Raw genomic sequence first — 26,564 nt, forward strand, 5'->3', positions numbered from 1 at the left:
AGCCCCGCAGTACGGGGCTTTTCTTTTTTTATCGTATCAACGATATATCACCTTTCAGGAAGATCTTCTCGCCATTGCTACACTTTGACTCAAGGTACCAGACGTATACATCCGGTGGCAGATCAGCTCCTTTAAATCTGCCATCCCAACCAAATGCAGGATCATTCGGAGCAAAGTTAATAACCGCATGCATAACCTCGCCCCATCGGTTGTACACGCTAAACTTGTCAACTTTGGTAACACCTTCTGCCATCGGGTAAAAGCGATCGTTAGCACCATCGCCGTTAGGCGTAAACGTGTTTGGTATGAAGAACAGATTTTCATCGCATCCAACAATGATTCGAATATCATCTGTGTCTTCGCACACTCCATTAGTCACCGTGGCAATATAAGTTATGGTCTTATAGAGCGTAGCCAACGGATCGATGCAACTATCGCAACTTAGGTGATCCAGAGGCTTCCAGGCAATAGAGATCGCTTTCGTCGTATCTGCATGCAGCTGAATAACAGCGCCTGGCGCTCCTCGCTTGTCAGGTCCCAGGTTGACTGTTGGACGTTGATGCACTCGTACTGTCTGATAAAGTGTGTCAGAAAAACACTCGTTTTCTATGATAACCACCTTATAAGTGATAGTGGTATCGGTGCTTGAAACGGGGTTCCAGATCATGCTATCGCTCAGCGCAACAGGAGGAGACCACCTATAGGACATACCTCCGTATGCACTCAACTGAACCGGATCACCGATACACACATCGATGTCTGGCCCTACGTAAGAGTTCACATTAGGTATCACAGTGATAACAACGCGATCAGTATTGCTGCAATTATTAGTGTCGGTACCCACTACAGTATAAGTTGTTGTACCAGGCGGAAAAGCTATCGGTGTAACGCAGGTAGCACACGATAGTGTACCTGCAGGACTCCATAAATAAGACTTAGCCCCGCTTACACTTAGAGGCACCTTACCACCCTCGCAAATGGTTGCATCACCTATACCGTCCACTATTGGCAGCGGTATTTCTGCTACAGTTGCACTGGCTGTATCTATGCAACCATTCGCATCCGAGCCCTGAACTTCATAAATACCAGAACCAAGGTTACCGGCATTGTTACCAAATTGAGGAGGCTGCGTATGCCATCCAAACGAATAAGGCGCTGTGCCGCCTAATGCAGTTGCGCTAGCAGAGCCCATAGTGGTTCCAAAGCAAGTCTTCGTACCGCTTGCCGATACCAGCAGCGGATCCGGTTGTTGCAAACTATCCGTAACTGCAGCCACTTTACACCCATGGGCATCAGTGACCACAACGGTGTATTTGCCAACCGGCAGGCTTGATGCGGTCGCACTAGTTTGGGAAGGAGTTGAATTCCAGGCATAGTAATATGGAATAGTACCTCCTGTGACAGTTACACTGGCAGAACCACTGCTTTCACCCCAGCACCTAACGTTTACTTTGGATGTAACCGCTGCTAACTTCGCTGGTTGACCTATAATAACCGTTGCCGTGTCGGGACAATTGTTAGTGTCTTTCACTGCTACTTTATAAGTACCCGCTGGCAAACCGGTTATGGTAGTAGTCGTTACGACCGGCGTTGTAAGCCAGGTATATGAATACGGACTTGTACCGCCTGTAGTAGCTACCGTAGCAGTACCATTACTATCCCCATAGCAATTAGCATCCACTTTAGTGGTCATTGATAGCAATGGCGCCGGATGTGTAATGGTGGCAGTTGCAGTAGCAACACAACCTTTGGCATCTGTCACGGTTACTGTATATGCACCTGCGATCATATTGGTTGCGCCCGCCGTGGTCTGTACTGGTGTTGTATTCCAGCTATAGGTATACGGACTTGTACCGCCTGCAGCCGCTACTGTAGCTGTACCATTAGCCTTTCCATTACAGGTAGCATTGGTCTTCACTGTCGATGCGGCGAGCAACGTTGGCTGCTTAACAGTATCTTTTGCTGTAGTAGTGCATCCGTTTGCATCAGTAACAGTAACTGTGTAGGTACCTGCCGGCAAACCGGTTGCTGTAGTGCCCGTTTGTACAGGAGTTGTATTCCAGCTGTAAGTGTATGGCGCAGTGCCGCCACCTGCCGTAACGCTGGCGGTACCGTTGGCACCACTAAAACAACTTACATCGGTTTTGGTTGCAGTCGCAGTGAGCAGGGTTGGCTGACCAACTGCTATCGAGTCAGTTCTTAAACAGCCTTTGGCATCGGTCACTACAACGGTATAAGTTCCTGCTGCGAGGCCCGTGGCCGTAACTGTTGTCTTAACCGGTGTGGTATTCCAGTTATAAGTATACGGCGGAGTACCACCCTGTGGAGTTACAGTAGCAGTACCGTTACTTCCACCAAAACAACTTACGTTGGTTTTCGACATGGTGCTGGTCAGCACCGTAGGTTGACCTATAACTGCGTTTACGGTTGTTACACAGCCTTTGCTGTCGGTAACCGTGGCTGTATATGTACCGGCAACAAGACCTGTTGCCGTAGCAGTAGTCTGGGCGGGAGTTGTATTCCAGCTATAGGTATAAGGCGCTATACCTCCCGCACCGGTAACGGTCGCTGTACCATTGGCACCGCCATTACAGCTCACGTCGGTTTTCGTTGTGGCCGCAGTCAACTGTGTTGGTTGTCCTACAGTAATACTTACTGTAACAACGCAGTTTTGATTGTCCGTTACAGTCACTGTGTAAGTACCAGCAGCCAGGTTAGTTGCCGTAGCCGTAGTCTTTGGTGGTATTGTATTCCAACTATAAGCATATGGAGTAATGCCACCTGCCGCCGTAACGGTCGCAGTACCATTACTGCCATTAAAACAGCTCACGTCAGTTTTCACTGCACTGGCATTAAGCTGGTTCGGTTGTCCGATCGTAACATTCGCTGTAGTGGTGCAACCGTTGGCATCAGTCACGGTCACAATATAAGTGCCATTAGCAAGACCCGTTGCAGTAACGGTAGTCTGAACCGGCGTGGTATTCCAGCTATAGGTATATGGTCCTACACCTCCTGTTGGCACTGCAGTCGCAGTACCATTGGCTCCGCTAAAGCAGGTAGCGTCAGTTTTTGTTGTTGTAGCAGTAAGCGGTGTAGGTTGCGTGATCGTAGCTGAAGCTGTTTTAGTACAACCGTGAGCATCGGTAACAGTTACTGTATACGTACCGATCGGCAACCCCGTAGCGGTAGCTGTGGTTTGCACAGGGGTTGTATTCCAGCTATAAGTATATGGAGCGGTGCCGCCTGCACCTGTTGCTGTAGCCGTACCGTTGCTGCCACCGTTACAACTCACATTTGTTTTTGTTGTCGAAGCAGTGACTGGCGTCGGCTGTCCTATTGTTGCAGTGGCTGTGCCGGTACAGTTATTCGCATCGGTAATAGTCACGGTATATGTACCAGCTGCTAGCCCGGTTGCTGTTGCGCCTGTTTGTGCAGGACTAGTATTCCAGCTATAAGTGTACGGTCCGGTTCCGCCGGCAGGAGTCACTGTAGCCGTACCATCGGCGCTGCCATTGCACAACGCATCTGTTTTGGTAGTAGTACCCGTAACCGGTGCAGGTTGACCGACTGTAGCGCTAGCTGTCGTAACACAACCCTTATTATCCGTTACCGTCACTATATAGGTACCTGCAGAAAGTCCGGTTGCTGTGATGGTTGTCTTGGGCGGTGTAGTATTCCAGCTGTATGTATATGGTGCGGTACCACCCACTGGCACAGCAGTAGCCGTTCCATTGTTTCCTCCATAACAGCTTGCGTCTGTTTTGGTAGTAGTGGCGCTCACCTGGGTCGGCTGACCAACTATGGCAGTTGCTATAGTGATACAACCATTATTATCGGTAACCGTTACAGTATATGTACCAGCCGCCAGGCCAGTAGCCGTTGCAGTTGTTTTTACAGGCGTGGTGTTCCAGCTATACGTATACGGACCGGCACCTCCTATAGGTGTTACTGTAGCAGTACCGTTGTTACCACCAAAACACGAAACATCTGTTTTAGTAGCGGTAGCAGAGAGTCCTGAAGGTTGGATAACAGTAGCTGTAGCCGTTTTGGTACAACCATTGGCATCAGTAACCGTTACGGTGTATGTGCCTGCAGGAAGCCCGGTAACTATAGAAGTGGTGGAAACCGGTGTAGTGTTCCAACTGTACGTATACGGAGCTGTACCACCTGTAGGCAAAGCAGCTACCATACCATCATTACCTGTATTACAGCTTACATCGGTTTTTGTTGTGGTCACATTCAGTACAGGTGGTTGTGTAATAGTAGTACTCGCGGTGCCAACACAATTATTAGCATCGGTTACTGTAACGGTATACGTGCCAATAGATAGCCCGGTTGCAGTAGCACCGGTTTGTACTGGCGTGGTGTTCCAGCTATACGTATAAGGCGCAGTGCCCCCACCGGCAGTTACAGTAGCCGTACCATTGCTACCGCCATTACAACTTACATTCGTCTTGCTGATCGTTGCAGACACAGCAGCAGGCTGACCAATTGTTGCCGTAGCTGTAGTAACACATCCTTTGTTATCTGTTACCGTTACAGTATAAGTACCGGCCGACAGTCCGGTTGCAGTTGCGCCTGTTTTTGCAGGCGAGGTATTCCAGCTATATGTATAAGGTGATGTACCGCCAGATGCCGTAACAGTTGCTGTACCGTTATTACCACCATTACAGCTCACGTCTGTTTTGGTAGTAGATGCACTCAGGGCAGTTGGCTGACCAACAGTTGCAATAGCTGTTGTCACACAACCTTTATTATCAGTTACGGTAACAGTATAAGTACCGGCGGCAAGACCTGTTGCTGTAGCTGTAGTTTTAACAGGTGTTGTGTTCCAGCTATATGTATAAGGAGACGTACCGCCAGATGCTGTTGCAGTTGCGGTACCATTAGCACCATTATTACACGAAACATCTGTATTAGTAGCAGATGCTGCCAGTGCTGTTGGCTCACCTATAGTCGCCATCGCCGTTTTGACACAGCCCTGGTTATCGGTAACTGTGACGGTATATGTACCAGCAGCCAAACCGGTAGCAGTAGCCGTGGTTTGTGCTGGTGTTGTGTTCCAACTATACGTATAAGGAGCTGTACCACCACCTGCTGTTACGGTAGCTGTACCATTGCTTCCACCATTACAACTCACGTCGGTTTTAGAAGTTGTAGCTGTAAGCACGGCTGGCTGAGTTATAGTCGTGCTTGCGGTTATCGTACAATTGTTTGCATCCGTTACTGTTACAGTATAAGTACCGGCTGCAAGCCCTGTCACTGCACTTGTAGTTTGTACTGGGCCGGTATTCCAGCTATAAGTATAAGGTGCAGTGCCACCACCAGCAGTTACAGTAGCAGTACCATTCGAGCCTCCATTACAGCTTACATTCGTCTTGCTGATCGTTGCAGAAACGGCAGTTGGCTGACCAATTGTTGCCGTAGCTGTAGTAACGCAGCCTTTGTTATCTGTTACCGTTACAGTATAAGTACCGGCCGACAATCCCGTCGCCGTAGCAGCAGTTTTTACAGGCAAAGTATTCCAGCTGTAAGTATATGGAGACGTACCACCAGAAGCGGTTGCGGTTGCGGTACCATTATTACCACCATTGCAGCTCACATCTGTTTTGGTAGTAGATGCACTCAGTACAGTTGGCTGGCCAACTGTTGCAGTCGCAGTTGTTACGCAGCCTTTATTATCTGTCACGGTAACAGTATATGTACCAGCTGCAAGACCTGTTGCAGTCGCTGTTGTTTTTACCGGCGTTGTATTCCAGCTATAAGAATAAGGAGATGTACCGCCGGATGCTGTTACAGTTGCGGTACCATTAGCCCCACCATTGCATGAAACATCTGTATTAGTAGCTGTTGCAGCCAGCGCTGTCGGCTGACCAATGGTAGCAGTTGCTGTTTTGATACAGCCTTGGTTGTCTGTCACTGTAACAGTATAAGTACCTGCAGCCAAACCTGTGGCGGTTGCCGTTGTTTGTGCCGGCGTTGTGTTCCAGCTATAAGAATAAGGAGCGGTGCCACCACCAGCCGTAACCGTGGCTGTACCATTGCTGCCGCCATTACAACTCACATCGGTCTTTGTTGTTGTGGCAGTTACCGCAGTAGGTTGAGTAATAGTTGCTGTGGCTGTCGTAGTACAATTATTGGCATCGGTTACAGTTACTGTATATGTCCCTACTGAAAGACCTATTGCAGTAATTGTCGTTTGCGCCGGCGTTGTATTCCAGCTATATGTATAAGGCGATGTGCCACCGGACGGTATTGCAGTCGCGGTACCATCATTACCACCATTACAGCTCACATTCACCTTGGTAGTGGTTGCGGTCAATGCTGCAGGCTGCCCGATAGTTGCTGTTGCCGTAGTCGTACAGTTGTTGGCATCTTTCACCGTTACTGTATAAGTACCGGCAGAAAGCCCCGTTGCAGTAACGGTAGTTTTCGCAGGCGAAGTATTCCAGCTATAAGTATACGGCCCGGTACCACCCGCCGGCACTGCGGTGGCAGTACCATTATTACCACCAAAACAGCTAACATCTGTTTTTGTGGTGGTTGCCGTCACTTGTGTTGGCTGCGTGATCGTTACACTAGCTGTTGTCGTACAACCACTTGAGTCCGTCACGGTAACAGTATATGTGCCAGCAGCAAGACCGGAAACAATTGCTGTGGTTTTTACAGGTGTTGTAGTCCAGCTATAAGTAAATGGAGCAGTACCTCCTGCTGGCAATGCCGCAGCTGTACCATTATTACCACCAAAACAGCTCACGTTAGTTTGTGTAGTTGTTGCCGTAAGCAACGCCGGTTGTTTAACCGAATCGGTGGCAGATTTTGTACAACCCAGGCTATCTGTTACGGTCACAGTATAAGTACCGGCAGCAAGACCTGTCGCTGTTGCTGTCGTTTGAACAGGCGTCGTGGTCCAGTTATAAGAATACGGGATCTTACCTCCTGAAGGTGTGGCAGTTATCATACCATCACTTAATCCAAAACATGAAACCCGTTGTTTGGTTGTCGCGACCGAAATATTACTGGCCCTTATCGTAATACTGTCCTTCCGCGGACAGCCATCACCATTCGTAGCCGTTACATAGTACTTGTTATTGACTGGTAGTGTTACAACAGGGTTGGCACAAGTCGAGCAGCTAAGGCCTGTTGTGGGCGTCCAGCTGTAGGTAATTGGTGTAGAAGTTGCTACGGTAGATGTATTGAGCTGCAGCGTTGTTCCGTTACAAACAGTAGTATCGTTGTTGGTGATATTTACTGATGTGCTTGAGACAGTAACCTGCGTAAAGATCGTATCAGGACAACCAAACCCTGTGTAGGGATTGAGTATTACAGCATACTTTGTATTTGCAGTAGGTGTGTTGAATACCCCCACCTGGCCGGTGTCCAGCAAAGTGGTTAAAGTTGAATCTCTCCATTCATAATCCTGGAAGCCGGGCGGAGCCGTGATGGAGAATGTTGGCGACGTACTACATACTACTGTATTTGTAGGTAACAATCCGCAGTTCAGATCCACATAACCGTAACCAAAGTGAGCGCCCAGGGAGCAGTCACCGGAAGCGAAATCGACCGCAACGGTTCTGCCTGCATAGTTCGAAAGATCGATACTGGCCGTGGTCCATGACTTATACCAAATAGTTGAGGTTGAAGTAGATCCTGCCTGCAGAAAACCGGGGAGTGCAGACGAGGCAACAAACTTGAAGTAACTACAAGGCACTATTATGTTGGTAGCTGAGTCATAGGCCTTTACCTCAAACCTTGGCTGTTCGGACGTATCGTGACCCGGATCTTCAAACACCACCGCATAGCGGAATATGATACTGTAATTATTGACACCTGCCGGAACCTGGACATAATAACGCGCCCTTTCCGCCTGGGAGTTTACGTTATCATTTCCCAATCTCATTGAATACACACCCCCACCCGGCGCCACGATCGGGAAGCCGCCGTAAGGATCAACGCCGGTACCGCTGGTTATGACGTGCCGGTTATTAACCGGACCCGCCTGCAGCGTGTTGGCGTTAATGGGGCAACACGACCCCGTGTATAATTTCCAGTTTGTGAAATTCCCCATTTCCAGGCCAATGTTCGGAGGACAAACAATCGACGTCTGGCCGTACGAGCTGAAACAGGCGAAACAGAAAAGAAAGAAAAGAAGCAGAATAACGCTAGATCGCTTCATGCGGTTTTCATTTTAACAAGAGATAGGCTTGTTAAAGAAAATAAAAAACCACACCAAGGTCTCTTATTCCTCAAGTATATCTCTCTCCCTTAAAAATGTTTATATCCCTTATAAACCCCTAAATTATTATTTTTTTTGTACATGGCATACTCTAAACCAGAGAGAACTGAAAAAATCACATAGAAACCTTGCCTAATAATAACTCATAACTCACCCAAAGGCCGCCATGGTGGCTAAGCTCGGCAATATTTAAAGTTTTTTCATCAGTCAATTCACACAACCATTATTTTTGCTTCGGACCGACCGAAAAAACTATGGCGCTGACCTTTAAGTGTACAAAAGGAATATTCTTAATGACAATATTGACGGTGCTTGTAATCAAGACATCGGCGCAAAACACCCAAAACCCTGACAGCCTCTTTTCCATGGCGCGCACAGCGGCCTATGATCATAAAGACTACTCATCGGCTATCACATTAAGCAAACAGGCACTGCAAATAGCACCCAACTATACAGACATTGCTGTCTTTCTTGGGCGTATATATACATGGAACAAGCAAACTGATAGCGCTCGTTATTACTTCGACCTGGCTCTGCAGCAGAAGCCTGGCTATGAAGACGCCCTTTCGGCGTATGCCGATCTTGAATTCTGGAACAAAAACGACTCAGCTGCGCTGGCCCTGGCCAACGAAGGCCTGGCCAAAAATCCCACATCTCAGCAGTTGCTGGTCCGAAAGGCTACCGTACTAGAATCGATGAGGCAATATGAGGAAGCGGCCCTGCTGGCTGACTCCGTTCTGACATTAGATAAGGGCAACCAGGACGCGCGCGCTTTGTTAACCCGCCTTTACGGCTTCCTGTCAAAAAACAGGGTAGGCATCAAGTATGACTATACGTATTTTGACGAGCAATTCCCGGATCCGTGGCATATGCTGGCAGTAGACTATACACGTCAAACCAACATGGGTTCGATAACCGCTCGCGTTAACTATGCTAATCGCTTTGCCAACGACGCCGTGCAATACGAGTTGGAAACCTATCCGCGGATTTCGAGAACTTTTTATGCTTATGTCGCTGCTGCTTACTCGTCAGACACCATTGGCATATTCCCTAAATGGAGATTAGGCGCATCGCTATTTGCCAACCTGCCGCACGCGTTTGAAGCAGAAGCTGGTATTCGCTACCTGTATTTCGCGGGCGATGCTAACGGCACAGATTTCTACACGCTCTACCTAGGCAAATACTATCATAAATTTCTCTTTGGCGCACGTGTATACCTGACACCTAACCCAACAGCTACATCGCAGTCATACAACGCTATAGCACGCTATTATTTCGGCGGCGCCGACGACTACCTGAATTTCCTGGTAGGTTATGGTATCTCACCCGATGACAGAAACTCTGCACCTCTTATTAATATTAACACCGGCCAGCTGAAAAGTTACCGGGGCGAACTGATCTTCAGAAAGCTGATAAAACGCATGAATATCCTGACGCTCAACCTGTCATTACAAAACCAGGAATTTACACGCGGCACCGAGGTGATAAAAGGCAACCAAATACAAGCGGGCATCGGTTACATACGCAGGTTCTAAGGTTTCTTGGCAGGCGCAGCTGCGGCAGCGGGACCAAACCCCTGGCGAGTCATCTCACCCCAGCTCTTCTTCTTGCGTATCAAATCAATATACCCCTTAATACCAGCCCATACGCCGAAGGGATGGAAATAGAAAGGTTCAGTCATACCAGTAAGCAATAGTTTCATCATGTCTGTCCGCCTGCGGTATTGGTTGAAGGTTATTACCTCCATCAGCGCAGCAAACGACGAATACATGTAACCGAACGAGATAATGAATACCAGCAAGGCTATGAATATTTGCCAGTCTATTATCTGCAGGTACACCATTATCAAAAATGCGATGGTGCCAAAGAACTCGATCAAGGGCGCCAGCATCTCGAAGAAGAACCAATACGGATAACTCAGCATGCCCAGCAGGCCATACTTCGGGTTAAAGAACATCACCTTGTGGATCTTCATTGTCTCTATCGTACCGCGCATCCAGCGGTTGCGCTGGCGGCCAAGTATTTTCTTCGATTCAGGTGCTTCGGTCCAGCATAGCGGATCAGGAATGTAGGCAACTTTATACTTTACATTTTGCTCCTCCATATACCTGCGCATGCGTACTACCAGCTCCATATCTTCACCTACTGTGTTGTGATTGTACCCACCTGCTTTTATAGCTATGTCTTTATTGAATGCACCAAACGCGCCCGAGATCAACAGCAGCCCGTTCAGTCTTGCCCATGCCATGCGCCCCAGCAGAAAGGCTCTGATATATTCCAGCGACTGCATGCGCGCGTAGTAATTCTTTGGGAGATTGATCTTTACCAGCCTACCATCCTTGATCTCGCACGAGTTCGCAATGCGCACTACCCCACCTGTAGCGATCACCTTCATGTCCGTCTCTTCCATGAAAGGCTTGATCATCTTCATCAGCGAGTCCTGCTCCAGTATACAGTCCACGTCTATACACACTATGAGGTCGTGACTGCTAACATTGATACCCACGTTCAGCGCATCAGCCTTGCCGCCATTCACTTTGTCAACCACCACTAGTTTTTTGTATACCGGATTCTTACTCTTGTAGACACCACGCACTTCTTTGGTTTCTATCTGGTAGCGCACAAAAAAATCTATCTTCTCCAGCTGGTACGCGTCTATCAGCTTTTGCAGGCTGTCATCTTTACTGCCATCATTGATGATGATCACCTCGAGGTGGTTATAGTAAATAGACAGCAGCGAACGCACATTCTCAATAATAGTAGCTCCTTCGTTATATGCAGGCGCAAGGATGCTCACCGACGGATCGTGCGGCGACGACACCAGCAACCTGTAATCAGTAAACTCATTATTGCGAAGGTATTTTTGTGTTTCGCCAATGGAGAAGAAACCGATAAGCAGATAGGACAAAAGCAACAATACAGAATAAATGAATATCCCATAGGTCAGCAGATCGATGGCAATTTCATAGTTCATCTCTTCAGCTCGTATTTTACATGGTTATAGATATGCAGATACGGCACTGGTTGCAGCTCTGCCCGCGCAGCCAACACCTCAAAACCGTTGCTGCAATTCCGGGCGATAGCACGCGCGCTTTCCAGCTTCAGCAGGTCATCGGGATTGTCAAGTTCCAACTGCAGAAAAGGCAGCTCCTCATCTCCGCTTATCTTGAACAACTGTTGCAATATGGCTCTTTTGTTGGCAGGTGTTTCTATCGGGTAGTGTTGCACCAATATGCCTGTTGTAGACAAGTTGGCCAACCGTGCGAGTGTGATAATGGCTTGCAGGCGAATGCGATCGTTGGTGTGATCGAGGCAATGCACTACATCATCGTGCACCTGCAATTGATAATATATCTCTGCCAGCCTTAGTGCAAACAACACCACATATTCGTTTTCCGATCTTATCCAGCGCAGCAGTCCCGGCATATCCTGTGGGTTCAGTGCCTTCAGTTGTTCGAGTATTTTTAGTTGTTGCCAGTCTGTAAGCGGATAGGTCAGTGTGTCAAGAAAGTCGAGTCCGTCGAAACCCGAAAAAGTGATCAATGCAGTTTGCGCCTCGGTACGGATATTCTCATTCTCGCTGTTGGTATGCACGGCTATCTTATCCTTCATGTCCACCTCGTTCATCATATACAGCTCGTATATGCCACGGGCTTTTTTGTACCAGCGTTTATCATGAAATTTATCGAGCGAATCTTTTTTCAGATCCAGTTGCTCGTACAACCGAGATATGTTCATAGCAGCCCCACCCGTCAGGTTCTTCCGGGTCGATATGAGCTGGTTGACTGCAAACTGGCGGTTGACAGGCAGTTCCAATTCTTTCCGAAGATCGGGGGTGACGTAAATGTGTCCACCTTCTTCATCCAATAACGCCTCCCCTATCCATTCGTCTAATATATCGGCTATTTTCTGGCGTTTAAAAAAGCGTTGCTTTTTCTGATACAGGTAGGTATAGATCATCAGCACTATAATAGCAGTAGTGCTGCCAAAAACTATGGCCGCGCCATACAATCGCTCGGTGGTAATAAAATCCAGAAAAGTTTCCCCAGGTGACAAATCTCTCGTGTTATCTAGTTAATAGTTATCGCTTCAGCTGCCTTTTGATACGGATGGTCAGCTCTGTGAGGCTAAAGGGTTTGGTCACATAATCATCAGCGCCCAGTTCAAATGCTTCTTCAACAATATTCTCCTGTCCCATAGTCGAGAACACGATCACAGGTATCTTTTTAGACGTGATACTTTTCACTTTGGCCACGATCTCCAGTCCCGATGCATAGGGCATCATCATATCGGTAAGCACAATATCAGGCATATGCTCTTCTATTCTTTCAAGCGCTTCTTTTCCATCATTGCAGCATATCACCTCAAAACCTTCCTTTTTGAGCTTCAGCTCCACCGTTTTTTGTATCAGCGAATCATCTTCGGCTACCAGGATCTTCATTCCGTTTTAATAAATTTTTTCAAAGATATATTGCGAGCTTCACTGCTGCACAAAAAAATCACCTGTAGGCTACTGCCCTTCGGTGATATAGTTTGTTCCGGCGCACCGGAATTCAACAGCGATGTACAATTAAAAATACACATTTCGCCCCATAATTAAGTCTCATGTTCCGGTGGCTACCTCCGCAGCTGGGGAATCTGCGCGTAGATTTTAGTAACAGGAATGCTTTATTTTTTTAACTTGTAGTGATATATACTTACAAGTTTCATTCTCTGTTGGTTATGCGCTGCATCTCGTTCGCTATATTTTTTTTAATTTCTTTTGTTGCTACTGCACAAATACGCCCTGCCGAAAACGACACCCTAAACTACAGGCTCGTAGGCTTTTCCGTGCCTGCGCAACCAAAAACCGGATCTTACCTGTTGGAAATAGCTGAAGGCAGGTTCAACAATGATTATGATTTTCAGAAGAACATAATTTACAGTAAGGCATATCCTGCAAATAGGATAGTAGAAACGGTACCCGCTTTTGGCAAAGAGTACACATGGCGCATATCTTACCTGAATAAGCGCCAGCGCCCGAACAACAAAACGCCGTTACGTCACTTTGTCACTGGCTATTTAGCTTTCACAGACACTGCGAGATTCAGGTATAGAATAATCGATACCGCAACAGCTCATAAAGACCTTATTATATTTCACGATGCTTCGCGCGCCGCGTACGACATGAGCGGAATGCCTGTGTGGTTTCTACCGGCAATAGGCGATGTCATCGATAGCCTGACCAGTATTCGCGACATGGAAATCACGCCGCAGGGCACCATCACTTTTTTGGCAGGATCTAAAGCGGTGGAGGTGAACTACGACGGCGAATTACTCTGGATGGCGCCGAACGATGGACGTGTTAGCAATGACACCTCCGAGTATTATCATCACGAATTCACACGACTCGCAAATGGCAACTATATGGTTGCCGGCCATGAAAGTGGCCTGCGGGAAATACCAAAGGGATTTGATACTACACAGTTAACGCAAGATCGGCTGGTTTCAAAGGACGGCAAACGATACATATTTAGCAGACAAGGCACTTTAATAGAATACGATCCGGCAAAAAATGTGGTGTGGTCATGGCGTTCATCGCAGTATTTCTCAAATGCCGACATATTTGGAGACAACCTCCAGTCGATAGCCAATACGCACATGAACGCGTTTTACTTCGACGAACTGCAAAGAGCTGTGTACGTCAGTTTCAGGGATCTGAGCCGCGTGATAAAAATCAAATACCCGGAGGGCGTAGTGATCGCCGAATATGGTCAATCTATACACGGAGAACCCAGGCAGGGAAATGGAATGTTTTACGGCCAGCACTGCTGCCGGGTCAACGCCAACGGCCAATTGTACCTGTTCAACAACAACATTCCATTTACGAAGGATAAGAGAAGGCGGGATGTTAAAGGGATCATATCCACTGTTGCTATTTACGACGAACCAAAGAATGAAAGCGGATCGCTGACAAAAGCATGGGAGCAGACCTGCAATATCGACACGTTTGCAGCTTATTCATCAGTAGGCGGAGGAAGCGTGTATGAACTTGGCGACGGAGCAATACTTGTGTCCATGGGGTCTGTTAACAGGGATTATATAGTTGGCCAGGATAAGAAGATCGTATGGAACGCGGTGTTTGAAATGAAGAACGGTGAAAACTGGATGCCTTATGCCAATTATCGCTCTAGCCCGGCAGATCATCGCAAGTTCTTGCAATTGATATTCAAATAGTTGAGAGGACGGGGCGAAAAATTAACAAATATTTCTTTTTTAACTGAAAGTTCTATAAATTAGTAAAACCATTACATTAAACTTAATCATTTTCCGTTGACATATCAATCGGTGCTTATGAAAAAAATTACACTATTTGCTCTCTTACTTTTATCCACTCAGGCTTACAGATCCCAGGCCCAGTGTTCAACGTCTTCTACCCCGGGTTCCTATTGTGGTTCTGGCGATGCCATCGACGCATTCTCGCTTGCGGGTGTTCCAACAACCGGCAATAGCGGCTGCAGCAACTCATCGGGATATATATTTTTCAATGCGCCCGTGAGGACCCTGACCATAGGTCAAACTTATCCATGGACTGCTACTGTGGGTGGCAGCTCGTGGACAGAAGGCTTTGCGATATGGATCGATCTAAACAACAACGGTCAATTCGAATCAACGGAGCAGCTTGCATCAACCCCCGCGGCCTATAGCCACAGCGGGACAATAACGATACCAAGCACAGCTACACCGGGTACCAATATCAAAATGAGAACCCGTTGCCAGTATGCAACTCAAATGTTAGCCACTGATGCTTGTACAACTTTAAGCTGGGGTGAAACCGAAGATTACAACGTGACGCTGGCCTCTGCCTGCCCGCTGCCTACTGTGTCCGCGCAGCCTCAAAACCGCACTACCTGCGAAGGTCAGAACGTGCAGTTTAGCGTGACTGCGACCAGCGCTGCAAGCTACCAGTGGCAGGTAAATCCCGGTACTGGCTGGTCAAATGTAGCTGGCGCCAACTATTCAGGCGCAACTGCCAATACACTTGCCATCACCAACGTAACAATTGCTTTCAACACACGCCAATACCGTTGTATCGTTACGGGCAACTGTAGCAACCCTGTAACTTCAGCAGTTGCTACACTCACCGTTAATGCCGGTCCGTCGATCACATCGCAAACACTGGCAGACACTATTTGCCACAATGCGATAACATCGCTGAACGTTAACACCGCAGGTACAATAAGCGCTTACCAGTGGGAAATGGCTATAGCTACAGTTGGCATATTCAGCCCTGTACCTAACCAATACCCATTCTCTGGCGCTAATACAAAAACACTGACCATCGTACCGGTTCCCGATACGCTTAATGATTACATCTTCAGGTGTGCTGTTATCGGCGGCCAATGCCCTAATCTGAACTCTGCTCCGATACCAATGAATGTGATCGAGTCTCCTGTATTTATTGAAGACCCGCAGGATCAGCATATCCAGCCAACTGCCGATGCGCTGTTTACAGCTAAAGGCACACAAGGCATGGCAATAGTTTACTACTGGCAGGCAAGCGCCGATGGTATCAACTACTCAAACATTTACGACAACGCGTTGTATGCTAAAACCAAGACTCCGGAACTGCTGGTAAAAGCAGCGCCACTGTCTATGGCCAACTGGCATTTCCGTTGTATCATTAAATCTGCCGATCCACAATGCGGCCTTTATTACGACACAAGTAAGTCGGCTCAGCTGAAAATGGTCATCCTGCCATCTGGTGTAAATGAACTGGCAAGCGAGCAAAGTGAGATCGTGGTTTATCCTAACCCAGCTACAGGTGGTGAATTGTTCATCAGCACAACGGCTAAAATAGAAGGTGCTTTGAGAGCAACTGTGATAGACAAACTGGGTCGCGTACTCTATTCTTCAGACATCAACCTGTCTAACAGCAATAAAGCGGCAACCATAGATGTAAGCCATCTTACTCCAGGTGTTTACAACCTTCAGCTCACCAATGCAGAGGGCACGTTAAACAGCACTACTACCTTTACGAAACAGTAAGTCAATTCCATACAGATGATAAAGCCCCTCTCCAGGGGCTTTATTTTTTTGCCCATATGAAGCAACTGTTCAGTATGGCATTTGATTTATACAAACAATGCTGTATTCAGCTTGACGGGAGCGTGTTATGAAAACTAATATCAACGGCTTATCTGCAGAGGCAATTGGGGCGAGCAGCTTGTATAACATCCTTATGCAAGCCCCTGTTGTGTTTAGCGTTACAAAGGGAGAAAACCATGTTTTGTACCTGGTTAACGATGCGGCATATAAACTTTGGGGCAAGGGGCCGGACATGATAGGGAAACCACTGCTCGAAGCACTTCCCGAACTGAACGATCAGGAAATCAAGGAATTGTTCGATCACGTATACAATACAGGGGAAACCTATTCCAGCAAAGCTGTGCCTATAACCTCTTTCGCCACCGGGAAAGCTGAGCGGTTCTACTTCGACATTGTCTATCAGCCCTATTATGAAGTAGGAAACGACACACCGGCAGGCGTCGTAAGTATTTCCTACGATGTAACATTCATGGTACAATCGCAACAGAACGTAGAAGAAAGCGAGGAGCGTTTCCGCACAATGGCCAATTCCATTCCACAGCTGGCCTGGATGACCGACGCACAAGGATGGATATATTGGTATAACGACCGCTGGTACGATTACACCGGAACATCGCCCGAAGAGATGGTGGGCTGGGGATGGAAGAAAGTACACCATCCCGATATGGTAGACCGCGTGGTTGAGCGTTTCGCCGAGGCTATCGAAACTGGCCAGCCATGGGAAGACACCTTTCCTTTGCGCAGTAAGAATGGCGACTACCGCTGGTTTCTCTCCCGCTCCATCCCGGTGCGAAAAAAAGACGGATCGTTGCTTGGTTGGTTTGGCACGAACACTGATATAACAGAGGAGCGGGAAATAAAAGAAGCTTTACAGCAGAGCGAAGCCAATCTGCGCAACCTGGTATTACACGCGCCGGTAGCTATGGCTATCGGAAGCGCCCCGGATTTCGTAGTAGAAGTAGCCAATACCCGCATGCTGGAGATCTGGGAAAAGCAAGCTGACGAAATAATAGGGCGTCCGGTTTTTGAGGTATTGCCGGAGGCAGGCGAACAAGGGCTGCGACAGGTAATACAAAGGGTCTATGCCACAGGAGAGCCATTTACTGCCAACGAGATGCCCGTTTCATTACCGCGAAACAATAAGCTGGAAACAGTGTTTCTGAACTTTATTTACGAGCCGATCAAAAACGCCGATGGAACAGTCAGCAAGATAGTCGCTGTAGCGACCGACGTGACAGAACTGGTATTAGCCCGCAAAAAGGTTGAAGAAAGCCACAAAGAAGCTCAATTCGTGATGGATACTGTACCACAGATCATTTGGCTGGCGCTGCCTGATGGCTATCACTACTATTACAATAAGCAATGGACCAACTACACCGGCCTCAGTTTTACTGACACCCAGGGTGAAGGATGGAACGATGTCTTCCATCCTGATGACCAGGAACGAGCCTGGGAAAAATGGTCGCATAGCCTGGAAACCGGTGAACCTTACGAGATCGAATACCGGCTACGGCGATATGACGGAGAATACCCCTCGTTCCTGGGGCGCGCAGTACCAATAAGGGACGAAGCAGGGATTATTGTCAAATGGTTTGGAACGGGTACGGAAATAGATGATCAGAAAACATTTGAACGAACTCTGGAACAACGGGTAAAAGAAAGCACCAAAGAATTGCGGCAAAGCAATAGCGAGCTTCAGCAATTCATTCATATGGCCTCTCACGATCTTAAAGAACCTGTGCGTAAGATCACTGTGTTCATCAGTCAGCTGCAGGCACACCTTAAGGAGCAGCTTGACGAAAAAAGCAAGTTCTATCTTGGCCGGGTGCAATCAGCAACTACCCGCATGTTCTCTATTATCCACGGTGTACTCAACTATTCAGTTGTTGCGGCAAAAGAAGAGGCATATGAATTAGTGAACTTGAATAAGGTGGTGAAAGATGTCAAAGACGATCTTGAATTAAGGATCCAGGACAAAGCGGCAACTATCAACCACACAAATTTACCGGAACTGAAAGGAGCACAGGTAATGCTGCACCAGGTCTTCTACAACCTCATCAGTAATTCATTAAAGTTCTCAAGAGCCGATGCTGCCCCCGTCATCAACATATCATCAGAGATCGTATCCCGCGATAACAAAGTTTGTGCACGCATACTGGTAAAAGACAACGGCATTGGTTTTGAGCAAAAATATGCCGAGAAGATATTTGGAAGCTTTACCCGCCTGCACACAAAAGATGAATACGAAGGAGCTGGCCTTGGACTATCGCTCTGTAAAACGATCATTGAGCGACACGAAGGATCGATCAAAGCTACAAGCGCCGAGGGTGAAGGAACTGAGTTTGAGATCATGCTGCCGATGAAAAGTTAAAAGAAGGCTTATCAATGTAAAACAACAATTTGGTTTCGCAGGCTGCACACTAAAACCAAACTGGCAATTCAGGTTAAATACCGAATTTGGCATAGCTATTGTTACATAAAGTAAAATTCCATTTTCGGTGAAACCACTATCAGCCCTTTGCTGCCTCTTTTTATTCCTTAGTTCATGCACAAAGGATACAATAACACAAGAAGCCGGTGTAAGATATTTCTACAATGACCTGCCTGTCAACCTTATCGTGGACATCTATCATATTCCAGACGCCGGCACAACAGCAACGGAGTACATCCAACACATCTTTATTAAAAAAATGTCGGTACCTGCGCATGCAACAGTTACTATTGGTGACGATGGTATGAAAAATGGGGAGGTCTATGATTGTGACTGGTACTCGGCTGACTATAAATATTCGGGCTGGAACCAATACGGCTTTGCTCCCCGTTTTACTTATCAGCAGAGAGGCGAAAAAACAAAGACATTTGCAGCGGGTCCATCAAACAACAGGCTGATCTGCCTTAGTGGAAACGCCAAACAAACAGTATGGAGAACTGTTGGCGCTTTTGATAAAGATGGGAATGATATATGGAACATACTCCCTGACTCTGAGAAATATCATGTAGTAGTGATAGACTGGGCCAGGAAAGTGACAGATTCAAATTACATTATCCCGGATGGTGCTATCAGGCAGGCAGAATATGTACTTCATGATTCTTCTTTTGTACTGCTTGTTCCCGGAACGAGTACACAACCCAGCCTTAAACTGACTACGGAGCTGAATTTAAAAGTGCCTCATCCACCGGTACATACTGACAGCCTTTATTATTCGTTCAGGTACAACAATGGAGGTCTGGTGAAAGACAAGGGATATTATTACCTGGTCAAAAAGACCGAACTGCGTTATTAGTTATATAAAACTCAAAGTATGCGTGCGATAGTATTTCTGCTTTTGCCTGTTCTCTTCTCATTCTTAGCGTGTAAAAAAAATGATCTGCCTCCCAACGATTATAAATGTACGATACAATGTAATGAGCAATCAGTGGAGCCCGAGTTCCGAAATTACACGGACAGCATGTTGGACACCGTAGTGTATAAACATTACGTACCCAATGGCAAATTTGACAGTTTTATAAAAGATATTACTTACTACGACAAAGCAACGGTAGAAAGTCATTATAGCCTGAACAGTAAATATGACTACGAGGTCATTGTAGTTGGGGTAGATACTTTCAGGATATGGGGTTTCGTCAACACGCCGAAATCTGAAGAAATGTGGTGCGGACCGCATGGTGGTGCAGGGCTGCATTGCTACTACAACCAGGACATGTTAATGGTGGATAAGGACACGGTGCACCCATATAGCGGACAATATGTTTCAAAGATCATTTTATCCAAAAAATAGACCGCCGCAGCAATGGAAGCTAAAACCGGCCCTGAAAGTGTATTTTTTTTAAAGAACTTAGCCTAACGCCTCGATATTCTTGGCCGGACTACAGACCTCTCTCGAAGAATTCATTTTTTGACTATATAGAATAAAATTTGTATTTTTGTTATTGTAAAAAGCAGGGGCTTCTACAAGTTTGTTGACAAGAGATCGAGCTTTGGAAAACAACCCCAAAACGACAACAAATGACGACAAATCGGGATTTGCCACAGGTTGAAAAAAGGCTCAAAACGGGCAAAAAAAGCTAACAAATTGAAAAGGGAATCGTTGCCGGCATTGAGTTTCGGCGAGTAACAAATGACAGTAGCTGTAACAAAATAAAAAGCGCCAATTTATTGACGCCAGGTAAAGGCAGTAGCCCCAACAGGAAGTTTCTCGAACTATTTCATAGAGTATCTAAAGTTGATGCTGCACGAGAGGCTGACGTGTAGAAGGGCTGGATTTATGATGCAACATATGAAATTGTTTTTGGGTCACTTACCTTTAAAAAATAAATACGCCATTAAGCATAATCTACAATATGGTTGATCCATCACACACCGGGAAACACATTCAATATGTCACAAATTTTCAAGATTTTGTTTCTGCACCATTTAAGGGAGATATTAATGCGATCTGCTGGACCCGTACTCTACGAGGTGATTTTTCCGAGATTGTTAAACAAGTAGCACTAACCGGAAATATAACAGAAATCGGACCAGAGGAAATTTGCGATCTTCCGTTGAGTGAACAGGGGCAGCTTGCTCGTGAAATCCTTTTAAACGATTTGAAAATATTGAACGCTCACGGCGCTTCGCCCATCATAAATGTGGTCAAGTGTTATGACCGGGACGACACTTATCCTTTTTTTCCAACTGATGTTTATTCGTTCCATGTTGATCGCTCTCCCATTCCTGTCGACACCATTTTATGCACTTATTATGGTGCCCCCAGCGAGATATTGCCTAATACACAAGGCCAGAAGAAAATTCTTATTCCGGAGATACGTGATAGACTCAGGAAGCTATATCAGGGAGCAGATGATGATTTTGAATCATTCTTAAGTGAACATTTCTTTGATCTGCATTATCAAGCCATGCCTGATGCACATCCCATAAGTTTAGGCCTGGGTAATATGTGGCGGCTGGCGGTTGATCATCCTGAAAGTCTGGTTCCTGCTTGCATCCATCGCGCACCAGATGAAAAGGGACTGCATCGGCTACTGATGATCTGTTGAACGTAACTATAAGAACAGGTTTATTCCTGTAAAATTCGATACTCTTGTTCGGGTATAAAACGAAAGCCGCTCTTTGAGCGGCTTTTATCGTCAGTAGCCTCGTCAGGAATCGAACCTGAATCTGGAGCTTCGGAAACTCTTATACTATCCATTGTACTACGAGGCCGCGTATACTGAACAATTGTAAAAATAAGATTCAGTAAAATAAAAAGGGCAACTAAATTAGTTGCCCTTTTTCGTACCACGTACGGGATTCGAACCCGTGATTCCTCCGTGAAAGGGAGGCGTCTTAACCCCTTGACCAACGCGGCGTTTCCCGTTTGGGACTGCAAAGATAAGAGGTGTTTTCTTATCTCCAAAACTTTTTGAAAAATTTTTAGCAGCTCATCATCGCATTGATGATCCCAAGGAATTCATCAGCCTTCAAAGACGCGCCACCAATAAGGCCTCCGTCTACATCAGGACATGAAAATAACTCTGCAGCATTTGATGGTTTGCAGCTACCGCCATAGAGTATAGATGTATCATCTGCAACTTCTTTACCATATTGAGCAGCAACTACATTGCGTATGTGAGCATGCATATCCTGCGCCTGCTGAGAAGATGCAGTGCGACCTGTACCGATAGCCCAGATAGGCTCATAAGCGATCACTACATTCTTCAGCTCTTCAGCAGTAAGGTGAAACAAACCGGCTTTGATCTGCGCTTCAACAAATTCGTTTTGTGTATCAGCATCGCGTATCTCCAATGGCTCACCGCAGCAGAAGATCACACGCAGACCATTTTCCAGTGCCTGTGAAGTTTTCTTCGCCAGCAACGCATCGCTTTCTTTGAAATATTCACGGCGCTCAGAGTGACCAATGATCACGTTGCCTGCACCAACACTCTTCACCATAGAGGCCGATATTTCGCCTGTATAGGCGCCTGAAGCCTCGCTATAGCAGTTTTGTGCAGCCAGGGTGATGTTGGCCTTGCCTTGCAGCTGCTGTGCTGTTTGCGCCAGGTGAACGAACGGCGGAGCTATTACCACTTGCTTAGTTTCAGTTAAAGCAGGAAGACCAGCAAGAATACCGTCAACAAGGCTTTTACCTTCTTCCAGGTTGAGATTCATTTTCCAGTTGGCTGCAACTATCTTTTTACGCATTGTATGTAACTATTATTAAATGTGGTTAAGAATTATGATTGCGCGAATGTGTCGCGTTGAGATTTTGTCTTGTCGAATATGTATTGAAGCATTTTAATTTCAACTTCTGAGAGTTGTTTGCTTCTTCTGCCCATCATGCGGTTGGCCGTTTCAGTCGCCTTATCGAAACGGTAAGTAGTTAGCCCCTCTGCCCCACCCCAACAAAAAGAAGGGATAAAACTGGCAGGAAAACCACCTCCATAGATGTTAGCGGAAACACCTACAACGGTGCCAGTATTAAACATCGTATTGATACCAGCTTTTGAATGGTCCCCCATCAACAAACCACAGAAGTTAAGACCAGTCTTGACGCTCTTGTTCAGCTGCTCGTTCCAGACCTTTACTTCGTCGTAGTTGTTCTTCAGGTTAGAGCAATTGGTATCAGCACCAAGGTTGCACCACTCGCCTATTACAGCATTACCGAGGAAACCATCGTGCGCCTTGTTGCTATTGGCAAAGAACACTACGTTATTCAACTCGCCTCCCACTTTACAGCCGGGGCCCAGTGTTGTAGCACCGTATATCTTCGCACCCATTTTTACTACAGAATGCTCACAAGCAGCAAATGGCCCACGTATCATGGAACCCTCCATTATCTCCGTGTCTTTGCCTATGTATACTGGGCCAGATGTAGTATTGATAATGCAGCCGGGAGCTATGCTAGCGCCTTCTTCTATGAACAGGCCTTTACCTGCCACAGTTACGCCTTCGGGAATGCCAGCGCTTTTACGTCCGTTGGTCAGCAGGGCGAAGTCTTCTTTTATAGCCTTGTCGTTGTAAGAGAAAATATCCCAGGCGTTCTTCAGTACCAGCACATCGCCGGAGAGCTCAACAGCCTCCAGGTTCATTGCTGCCGATTCAACATTGGCAAACGTAACATCGGAAGAGGTGTTGAAGGCTAATAATGAAGAGCCGGACATTAGCTTCTGCCCGTCTTTCAGTTGCCTGGCTGCTTCGTAAACAGATTGGGTAGCAAGAACGGCACCGCTAACGTATACGCCGGCTTCGCCATTCTTAGGGTATATTTCCTGCAGGTATTCTTCGGTAAGCGTACCCGTAGTTGTGCCGGTAAAACGCTCCCAGCGCTCGCGCATGGTCATTATACCGCAACGAATGTCGGCGATAGCGCGCGTATGCGTAAACGGCAGCAAATTGTGCCTTGCATTAGTATCGAAGAGTGTTATTACCATAAAAGAAAAATCCCGGCAAAAGTCGGGATTTTTCATGCGTTAAGCAAGTAATATAAAACCGGAAGATTATTTCTTCTTCTCGTAACGTTTTTTGAATTTCTCGATACGACCTGCTGTATCTACGAACATAGACTTACCTGTATAGAAAGGGTGAGACATGTGAGAGATCTCGACCTTTATCAGCGGGTATTCGTTACCGTCTTCCCACACAATAGTTTCTTTTGTTGCCGCAGTCGAACGGGTAAGGAATGCATAGTCATTCGACATGTCTTTGAAGACCACCATTCGGTAACTCTTAGGATGAATATCTTTTTTCATTGTATTGCTTTTTGGGGTGCATGGATTTTGCCATGCGTTAAAATGAGTGGGCAAAGGTAGCTATTTTTTGATTTGCAGCAAAAAAATCTGAAATATTTGCCCGTTTTTAATATTATTTAGACATTAGCTTCTCCAGATCAGCCTCTGCCTGCTCTGCCGTATTGTATTTTCCAACAATATTGCCATCCCCATCTACCAGGAACGCCTGGGGGATAAACTGGATACCGTATATCTGCGCAGCCTTTGAGTTCCACGCGCCCAGATCGCTCATATGGTAAGGCCATGCCAGCTTATCTTTTTGTATAGCGTTTATCCAGGCTTCTTTATTCTGATCGAGCGATACGCTTAAAACAGTGAAACCGCGTTTGGCACCTTTAAACTTCTTGTCTTTGTACTTTTCATACATCTCTACCAGCTTGGGGTTGGCCGCGCGGCAGGGCCTGCACCATGACGCCCAGAAATCGACCAGAACAATACGCTTCTTATTGACTTCCGAAAGGGCGATGGTTTCACCGGCCGGGTTGGAGAAGGACAATTCTGGTGCCTTCTGCCCTAGTGAGATAGTTTGATTACTATAATCCTGCGCGCATGCACTAAAGCTAAGGCCGCATGAAATGAACAGGGCTGCAATTAATTTTTTCATCTTCTGTTGTATGTTGAATAGATAAATGTAGTAAAAATCAGACTTCAAGTGTCAGGCCGTCGTAAGCAAGATGCATGCCTTTGGGCAACATTGCCTCTACATCGGTATACAGGCCCAGTTGGTGACTGATATGTGTAAAATAACTTTGCTCCGCTCCCACCTGCGCCGCGATATCGGTTGCTTCTTGCAAATTATAATGAGAGATATGTTCCTGGTGCCTCAGCGCATTCAGTACGAACACCTTGCTGCCCATTGCCTTTTTCAGCTCTTCCGGTGCTATATAATTAGCATCGGTAATGTAGGTAAAGTCGCCAATGCGAAAACCGAACACTTCCAGTTTATAATGCAGTACTCGTATGGGCACGATCTCCAGCCCGTTTATATAGAATGGCTGGTTTGCTATAGTATGCAGGTCTATCTGCGGTATACCCGGATAGTTAGGATATTGGAAAACATATTGAAATTCTCGTTTCAATATTTCCTGCGTCTCCTCTGTGGCATACACGTCTATCGCTTTATTGTAATGGTAGTTGTAGGCACGCACATCGTCCAGTCCTGCTGTATGGTCCTTATGACCATGAGTGAATATAACAGCATCCAGCTTTCGGATATTAGCACGCAAAGCCTGACAACGAAAGTCCGGCCCGCAGTCTATTACAATGCTGGCTTCAGGCGCATCGATCCATACTGAGGACCGCAGTCTGTTGTCACGCTTATCCTTCGAAGTACATACCGCGCAGTCGCAACCAATGAAAGGCACACCTTGTGAGGTTCCGGTTCCCAGGAAAGTTATCTTCACGTTAGATGTCCATTTCTGTTTGGGTACCTGAATCTTTATTGAAGCTTGGCTGCTCCTTCAGTTGTTCATACCATTTTTGCATCTCGCCACTCAACTCTTCTTCTTTTACAGCTATTGATGGCAATATCTCGATAAGCGCATTGATACGTCCTTCAATGGCTAAAAATTTATTGATCACCACCACGCGTTTGTCTTCGAGTATGCAGTACCCCGAGTTGAAGGTACCCTTCTCATAACGAATGATATAGCGCGCCTCTTCGTAGAGCTGCTCCAGCTTTTTAAGCGTGTTTGGTGTATATTTGAAGCTCATTTACAATTTCCCGGTTTCGATGGCTAAAAATAGAAAATTCGGCGCATTTCTTCTGTCCGCAGTATTCCTTATGGCATTCAGCACAGCTACAAGGGCACAAAGCTATTACGAAGAAGTACCCCGCACCTTCTATGGCGGCTTGCTAGCCGGCACCAATTTTACCCAGGTAGATGGCGATAATTACGCCGGCTATCACAAAGTTGGTCTCAATGTAGGCGGTATCGTATATACCAGATTTGCAGACAAATTTGCAGGAAGCCTTGAGATACTCTTTTCTCAAAGAGGTAGCAGGGCACACCAGGAGCAGCGCTCCAACCACAGGCTCTTCATAATACAGAAATACAATATAGACCTTAACTACGCCGAAGTGCCCATCATGTTCAATTACTTCGACAAGAAGAAAGCTCATGCAGGTGCAGGCTTTTCTTATTCTCAGCTGATCAGTTCGAAAGAAACAGTACTCACCACCGACCCAACCGTAAATGCCCTCGACTTTGAAAAGGAATACCCCTTCAAAAAGTATGATGTGAATTTCATCCTCGGCGGCGGTTTGCGTTTGTATAAAGGACTTTTCCTGAACCTTCGTTTTCAATATTCACTCGTGCCTGTTCGTAAGGATATCCATCCGGAGCTCGGCCGCGCAGAGCAGTACAACAACTCATACGTACTGCGCCTCATGTACCTGTTTGGAACAGAAGAGCCAAAATACTAGCTGAGCCATTTATAGATTAAAAAAAGATTAAGCCAATACCGGGAATAG

18 protein-coding genes and 2 tRNA genes are annotated in these 26,564 nt (G+C 46.5%); 8 read left to right on the forward strand and 12 right to left on the reverse strand.

Features of this window, described 5'->3' with window-relative positions; all coding sequences use genetic code 11:
- Positions 1–28: 28 nt before the first annotated feature.
- Complete coding sequence (locus tag P2W83_RS16690) at positions 29–8,176, reverse strand: T9SS type B sorting domain-containing protein (protein WP_276134909.1); 8,148 nt, start codon at positions 8,174–8,176, stop codon at positions 29–31.
- 368 nt (positions 8,177–8,544) lie between these two features.
- Here P2W83_RS16690 and P2W83_RS16695 point away from each other — a divergent pair, with 368 nt between their 5' ends.
- Positions 8,545–9,771 carry a YaiO family outer membrane beta-barrel protein gene (locus tag P2W83_RS16695; protein WP_276135294.1) on the forward strand — a complete coding sequence of 409 codons (1,227 nt, stop codon included), beginning with the start codon at positions 8,545–8,547 and terminating at the stop codon, positions 9,769–9,771.
- Here P2W83_RS16695 and P2W83_RS16700 read toward each other — a convergent pair.
- From P2W83_RS16700 to P2W83_RS16710, 3 genes are read right to left on the reverse strand one after another with little or no spacing between them, the layout of a single operon-like run.
- Complete coding sequence (locus tag P2W83_RS16700; protein WP_276134910.1) at positions 9,768–11,210, reverse strand: glycosyltransferase family 2 protein; 1,443 nt, start codon at positions 11,208–11,210, stop codon at positions 9,768–9,770. The two genes, P2W83_RS16695 and P2W83_RS16700, sit on opposite strands and share 4 nt — an antisense overlap.
- Positions 11,207–12,292 (reverse strand): HEAT repeat domain-containing protein, encoded by a 1,086-nt coding sequence (locus P2W83_RS16705; protein WP_276134911.1) that lies wholly within the window; start codon positions 12,290–12,292, stop codon positions 11,207–11,209. The genes P2W83_RS16700 and P2W83_RS16705 overlap by 4 nt, the downstream gene beginning before the upstream one ends.
- A gap of 25 nt (positions 12,293–12,317) precedes the next feature.
- Positions 12,318–12,677 (reverse strand): response regulator transcription factor, encoded by a 360-nt coding sequence (locus P2W83_RS16710; protein WP_276134912.1) that lies wholly within the window; start codon positions 12,675–12,677, stop codon positions 12,318–12,320.
- A 281-nt stretch (positions 12,678–12,958) separates the two neighbouring features.
- Here P2W83_RS16710 and P2W83_RS16715 point away from each other — a divergent pair, with 281 nt between their 5' ends.
- From P2W83_RS16715 to P2W83_RS16740, 6 genes are all read left to right on the forward strand, one after another.
- On the forward strand, positions 12,959–14,452 hold the full coding sequence (locus P2W83_RS16715; protein ID WP_276134913.1) for an aryl-sulfate sulfotransferase: 1,494 nt from the start codon (positions 12,959–12,961) through the stop codon (positions 14,450–14,452).
- A 117-nt stretch (positions 14,453–14,569) separates the two neighbouring features.
- Complete coding sequence (locus P2W83_RS16720; RefSeq protein ID WP_276134914.1) at positions 14,570–16,264, forward strand: GEVED domain-containing protein; 1,695 nt, start codon at positions 14,570–14,572, stop codon at positions 16,262–16,264.
- Positions 16,265–16,391: 127 nt separating this feature from the next.
- Entirely contained in the window at positions 16,392–18,695 is a 2,304-nt protein-coding gene (locus P2W83_RS16725; RefSeq protein ID WP_276134915.1) for a PAS domain-containing sensor histidine kinase, read from the forward strand.
- Positions 18,696–18,822: 127 nt separating this feature from the next.
- Positions 18,823–19,608 carry a hypothetical protein gene (locus tag P2W83_RS16730; RefSeq protein WP_276134916.1) on the forward strand — a complete coding sequence of 262 codons (786 nt, stop codon included), beginning with the start codon at positions 18,823–18,825 and terminating at the stop codon, positions 19,606–19,608.
- Between the two features lie 18 nt (positions 19,609–19,626).
- Positions 19,627–20,103: a hypothetical protein gene (locus P2W83_RS16735; protein WP_276134917.1), complete on the forward strand. Its 477-nt coding sequence runs from the start codon at positions 19,627–19,629 to the stop codon at positions 20,101–20,103.
- A 562-nt stretch (positions 20,104–20,665) separates the two neighbouring features.
- The gene (locus tag P2W83_RS16740; protein WP_276134918.1) at positions 20,666–21,361 is read left to right on the forward strand and encodes a hypothetical protein; all 696 of its coding nucleotides are present in this window, start codon (positions 20,666–20,668) and stop codon (positions 21,359–21,361) included.
- Positions 21,362–21,455: 94 nt separating this feature from the next.
- Here the strand turns inward: P2W83_RS16740 and P2W83_RS16745 are convergent.
- The 8 genes from P2W83_RS16745 to P2W83_RS16780 form a co-directional block, all read right to left on the reverse strand.
- Positions 21,456–21,527: transfer RNA gene (locus P2W83_RS16745), tRNA-Arg, on the reverse strand.
- A gap of 73 nt (positions 21,528–21,600) precedes the next feature.
- Positions 21,601–21,672, reverse strand: a tRNA-Glu gene (locus P2W83_RS16750).
- 65 nt (positions 21,673–21,737) lie between these two features.
- Positions 21,738–22,505, reverse strand: a complete 768-nt coding sequence (tpiA, locus tag P2W83_RS16755) for a triose-phosphate isomerase (protein WP_276134919.1) — start codon at positions 22,503–22,505, stop codon at positions 21,738–21,740.
- A gap of 32 nt (positions 22,506–22,537) precedes the next feature.
- Positions 22,538–23,770: a GlmU family protein gene (locus tag P2W83_RS16760; RefSeq protein WP_276134920.1), complete on the reverse strand. Its 1,233-nt coding sequence runs from the start codon at positions 23,768–23,770 to the stop codon at positions 22,538–22,540.
- 30 nt (positions 23,771–23,800) lie between these two features.
- Positions 23,801–24,052, reverse strand: coding sequence for a type B 50S ribosomal protein L31 (locus tag P2W83_RS16765; RefSeq protein WP_276134921.1), 252 nt, complete (start codon positions 24,050–24,052; stop codon positions 23,801–23,803).
- A 112-nt stretch (positions 24,053–24,164) separates the two neighbouring features.
- Positions 24,165–24,695: a TlpA family protein disulfide reductase gene (locus P2W83_RS16770; RefSeq protein WP_276134922.1), complete on the reverse strand. Its 531-nt coding sequence runs from the start codon at positions 24,693–24,695 to the stop codon at positions 24,165–24,167.
- A gap of 37 nt (positions 24,696–24,732) precedes the next feature.
- The gene (locus P2W83_RS16775; protein ID WP_276134923.1) at positions 24,733–25,494 is read right to left on the reverse strand and encodes an MBL fold metallo-hydrolase; all 762 of its coding nucleotides are present in this window, start codon (positions 25,492–25,494) and stop codon (positions 24,733–24,735) included.
- 1 nt (position 25,495) lies between these two features.
- Complete coding sequence (locus tag P2W83_RS16780; protein WP_276134924.1) at positions 25,496–25,804, reverse strand: hypothetical protein; 309 nt, start codon at positions 25,802–25,804, stop codon at positions 25,496–25,498.
- A 19-nt stretch (positions 25,805–25,823) separates the two neighbouring features.
- Between P2W83_RS16780 and P2W83_RS16785 the strand changes: the two genes are divergently transcribed.
- The gene (locus tag P2W83_RS16785; RefSeq protein WP_276134925.1) at positions 25,824–26,516 is read left to right on the forward strand and encodes a porin family protein; all 693 of its coding nucleotides are present in this window, start codon (positions 25,824–25,826) and stop codon (positions 26,514–26,516) included.
- The last annotated feature ends 48 nt before the right edge of the window (positions 26,517–26,564 follow it).

It is taken from the genome of Polluticoccus soli (assembly GCF_029269745.1).
Classification (GTDB): domain Bacteria; phylum Bacteroidota; class Bacteroidia; order Chitinophagales; family Chitinophagaceae; genus Polluticoccus; species Polluticoccus soli.

Coding starts and splice junctions, on each gene's coding strand:
- P2W83_RS16690 (WP_276134909.1), bottom strand. CDS start 8,176: ATGAAGCGATCTAGCGTTATTCTGCTTCTTTTCTTTCTTTTCTGTTTC.
- P2W83_RS16700 (WP_276134910.1), bottom strand. CDS start 11,210: ATGAACTATGAAATTGCCATCGATCTGCTGACCTATGGGATATTCATT.
- P2W83_RS16710 (WP_276134912.1), bottom strand. CDS start 12,677: ATGAAGATCCTGGTAGCCGAAGATGATTCGCTGATACAAAAAACGGTG.
- P2W83_RS16715 (WP_276134913.1), top strand. CDS start 12,959: ATGCGCTGCATCTCGTTCGCTATATTTTTTTTAATTTCTTTTGTTGCT.
- P2W83_RS16720 (WP_276134914.1), top strand. CDS start 14,570: ATGAAAAAAATTACACTATTTGCTCTCTTACTTTTATCCACTCAGGCT.
- P2W83_RS16725 (WP_276134915.1), top strand. CDS start 16,392: ATGAAAACTAATATCAACGGCTTATCTGCAGAGGCAATTGGGGCGAGC.
- P2W83_RS16735 (WP_276134917.1), top strand. CDS start 19,627: ATGCGTGCGATAGTATTTCTGCTTTTGCCTGTTCTCTTCTCATTCTTA.
- P2W83_RS16740 (WP_276134918.1), top strand. CDS start 20,666: ATGGTTGATCCATCACACACCGGGAAACACATTCAATATGTCACAAAT.
- tpiA (WP_276134919.1), bottom strand. CDS start 22,505: ATGCGTAAAAAGATAGTTGCAGCCAACTGGAAAATGAATCTCAACCTG.
- P2W83_RS16760 (WP_276134920.1), bottom strand. CDS start 23,770: ATGAAAAATCCCGACTTTTGCCGGGATTTTTCTTTTATGGTAATAACA.
- P2W83_RS16765 (WP_276134921.1), bottom strand. CDS start 24,052: ATGAAAAAAGATATTCATCCTAAGAGTTACCGAATGGTGGTCTTCAAA.
- P2W83_RS16770 (WP_276134922.1), bottom strand. CDS start 24,695: ATGAAAAAATTAATTGCAGCCCTGTTCATTTCATGCGGCCTTAGCTTT.
- P2W83_RS16780 (WP_276134924.1), bottom strand. CDS start 25,804: ATGAGCTTCAAATATACACCAAACACGCTTAAAAAGCTGGAGCAGCTC.
- P2W83_RS16785 (WP_276134925.1), top strand. CDS start 25,824: ATGGCTAAAAATAGAAAATTCGGCGCATTTCTTCTGTCCGCAGTATTC.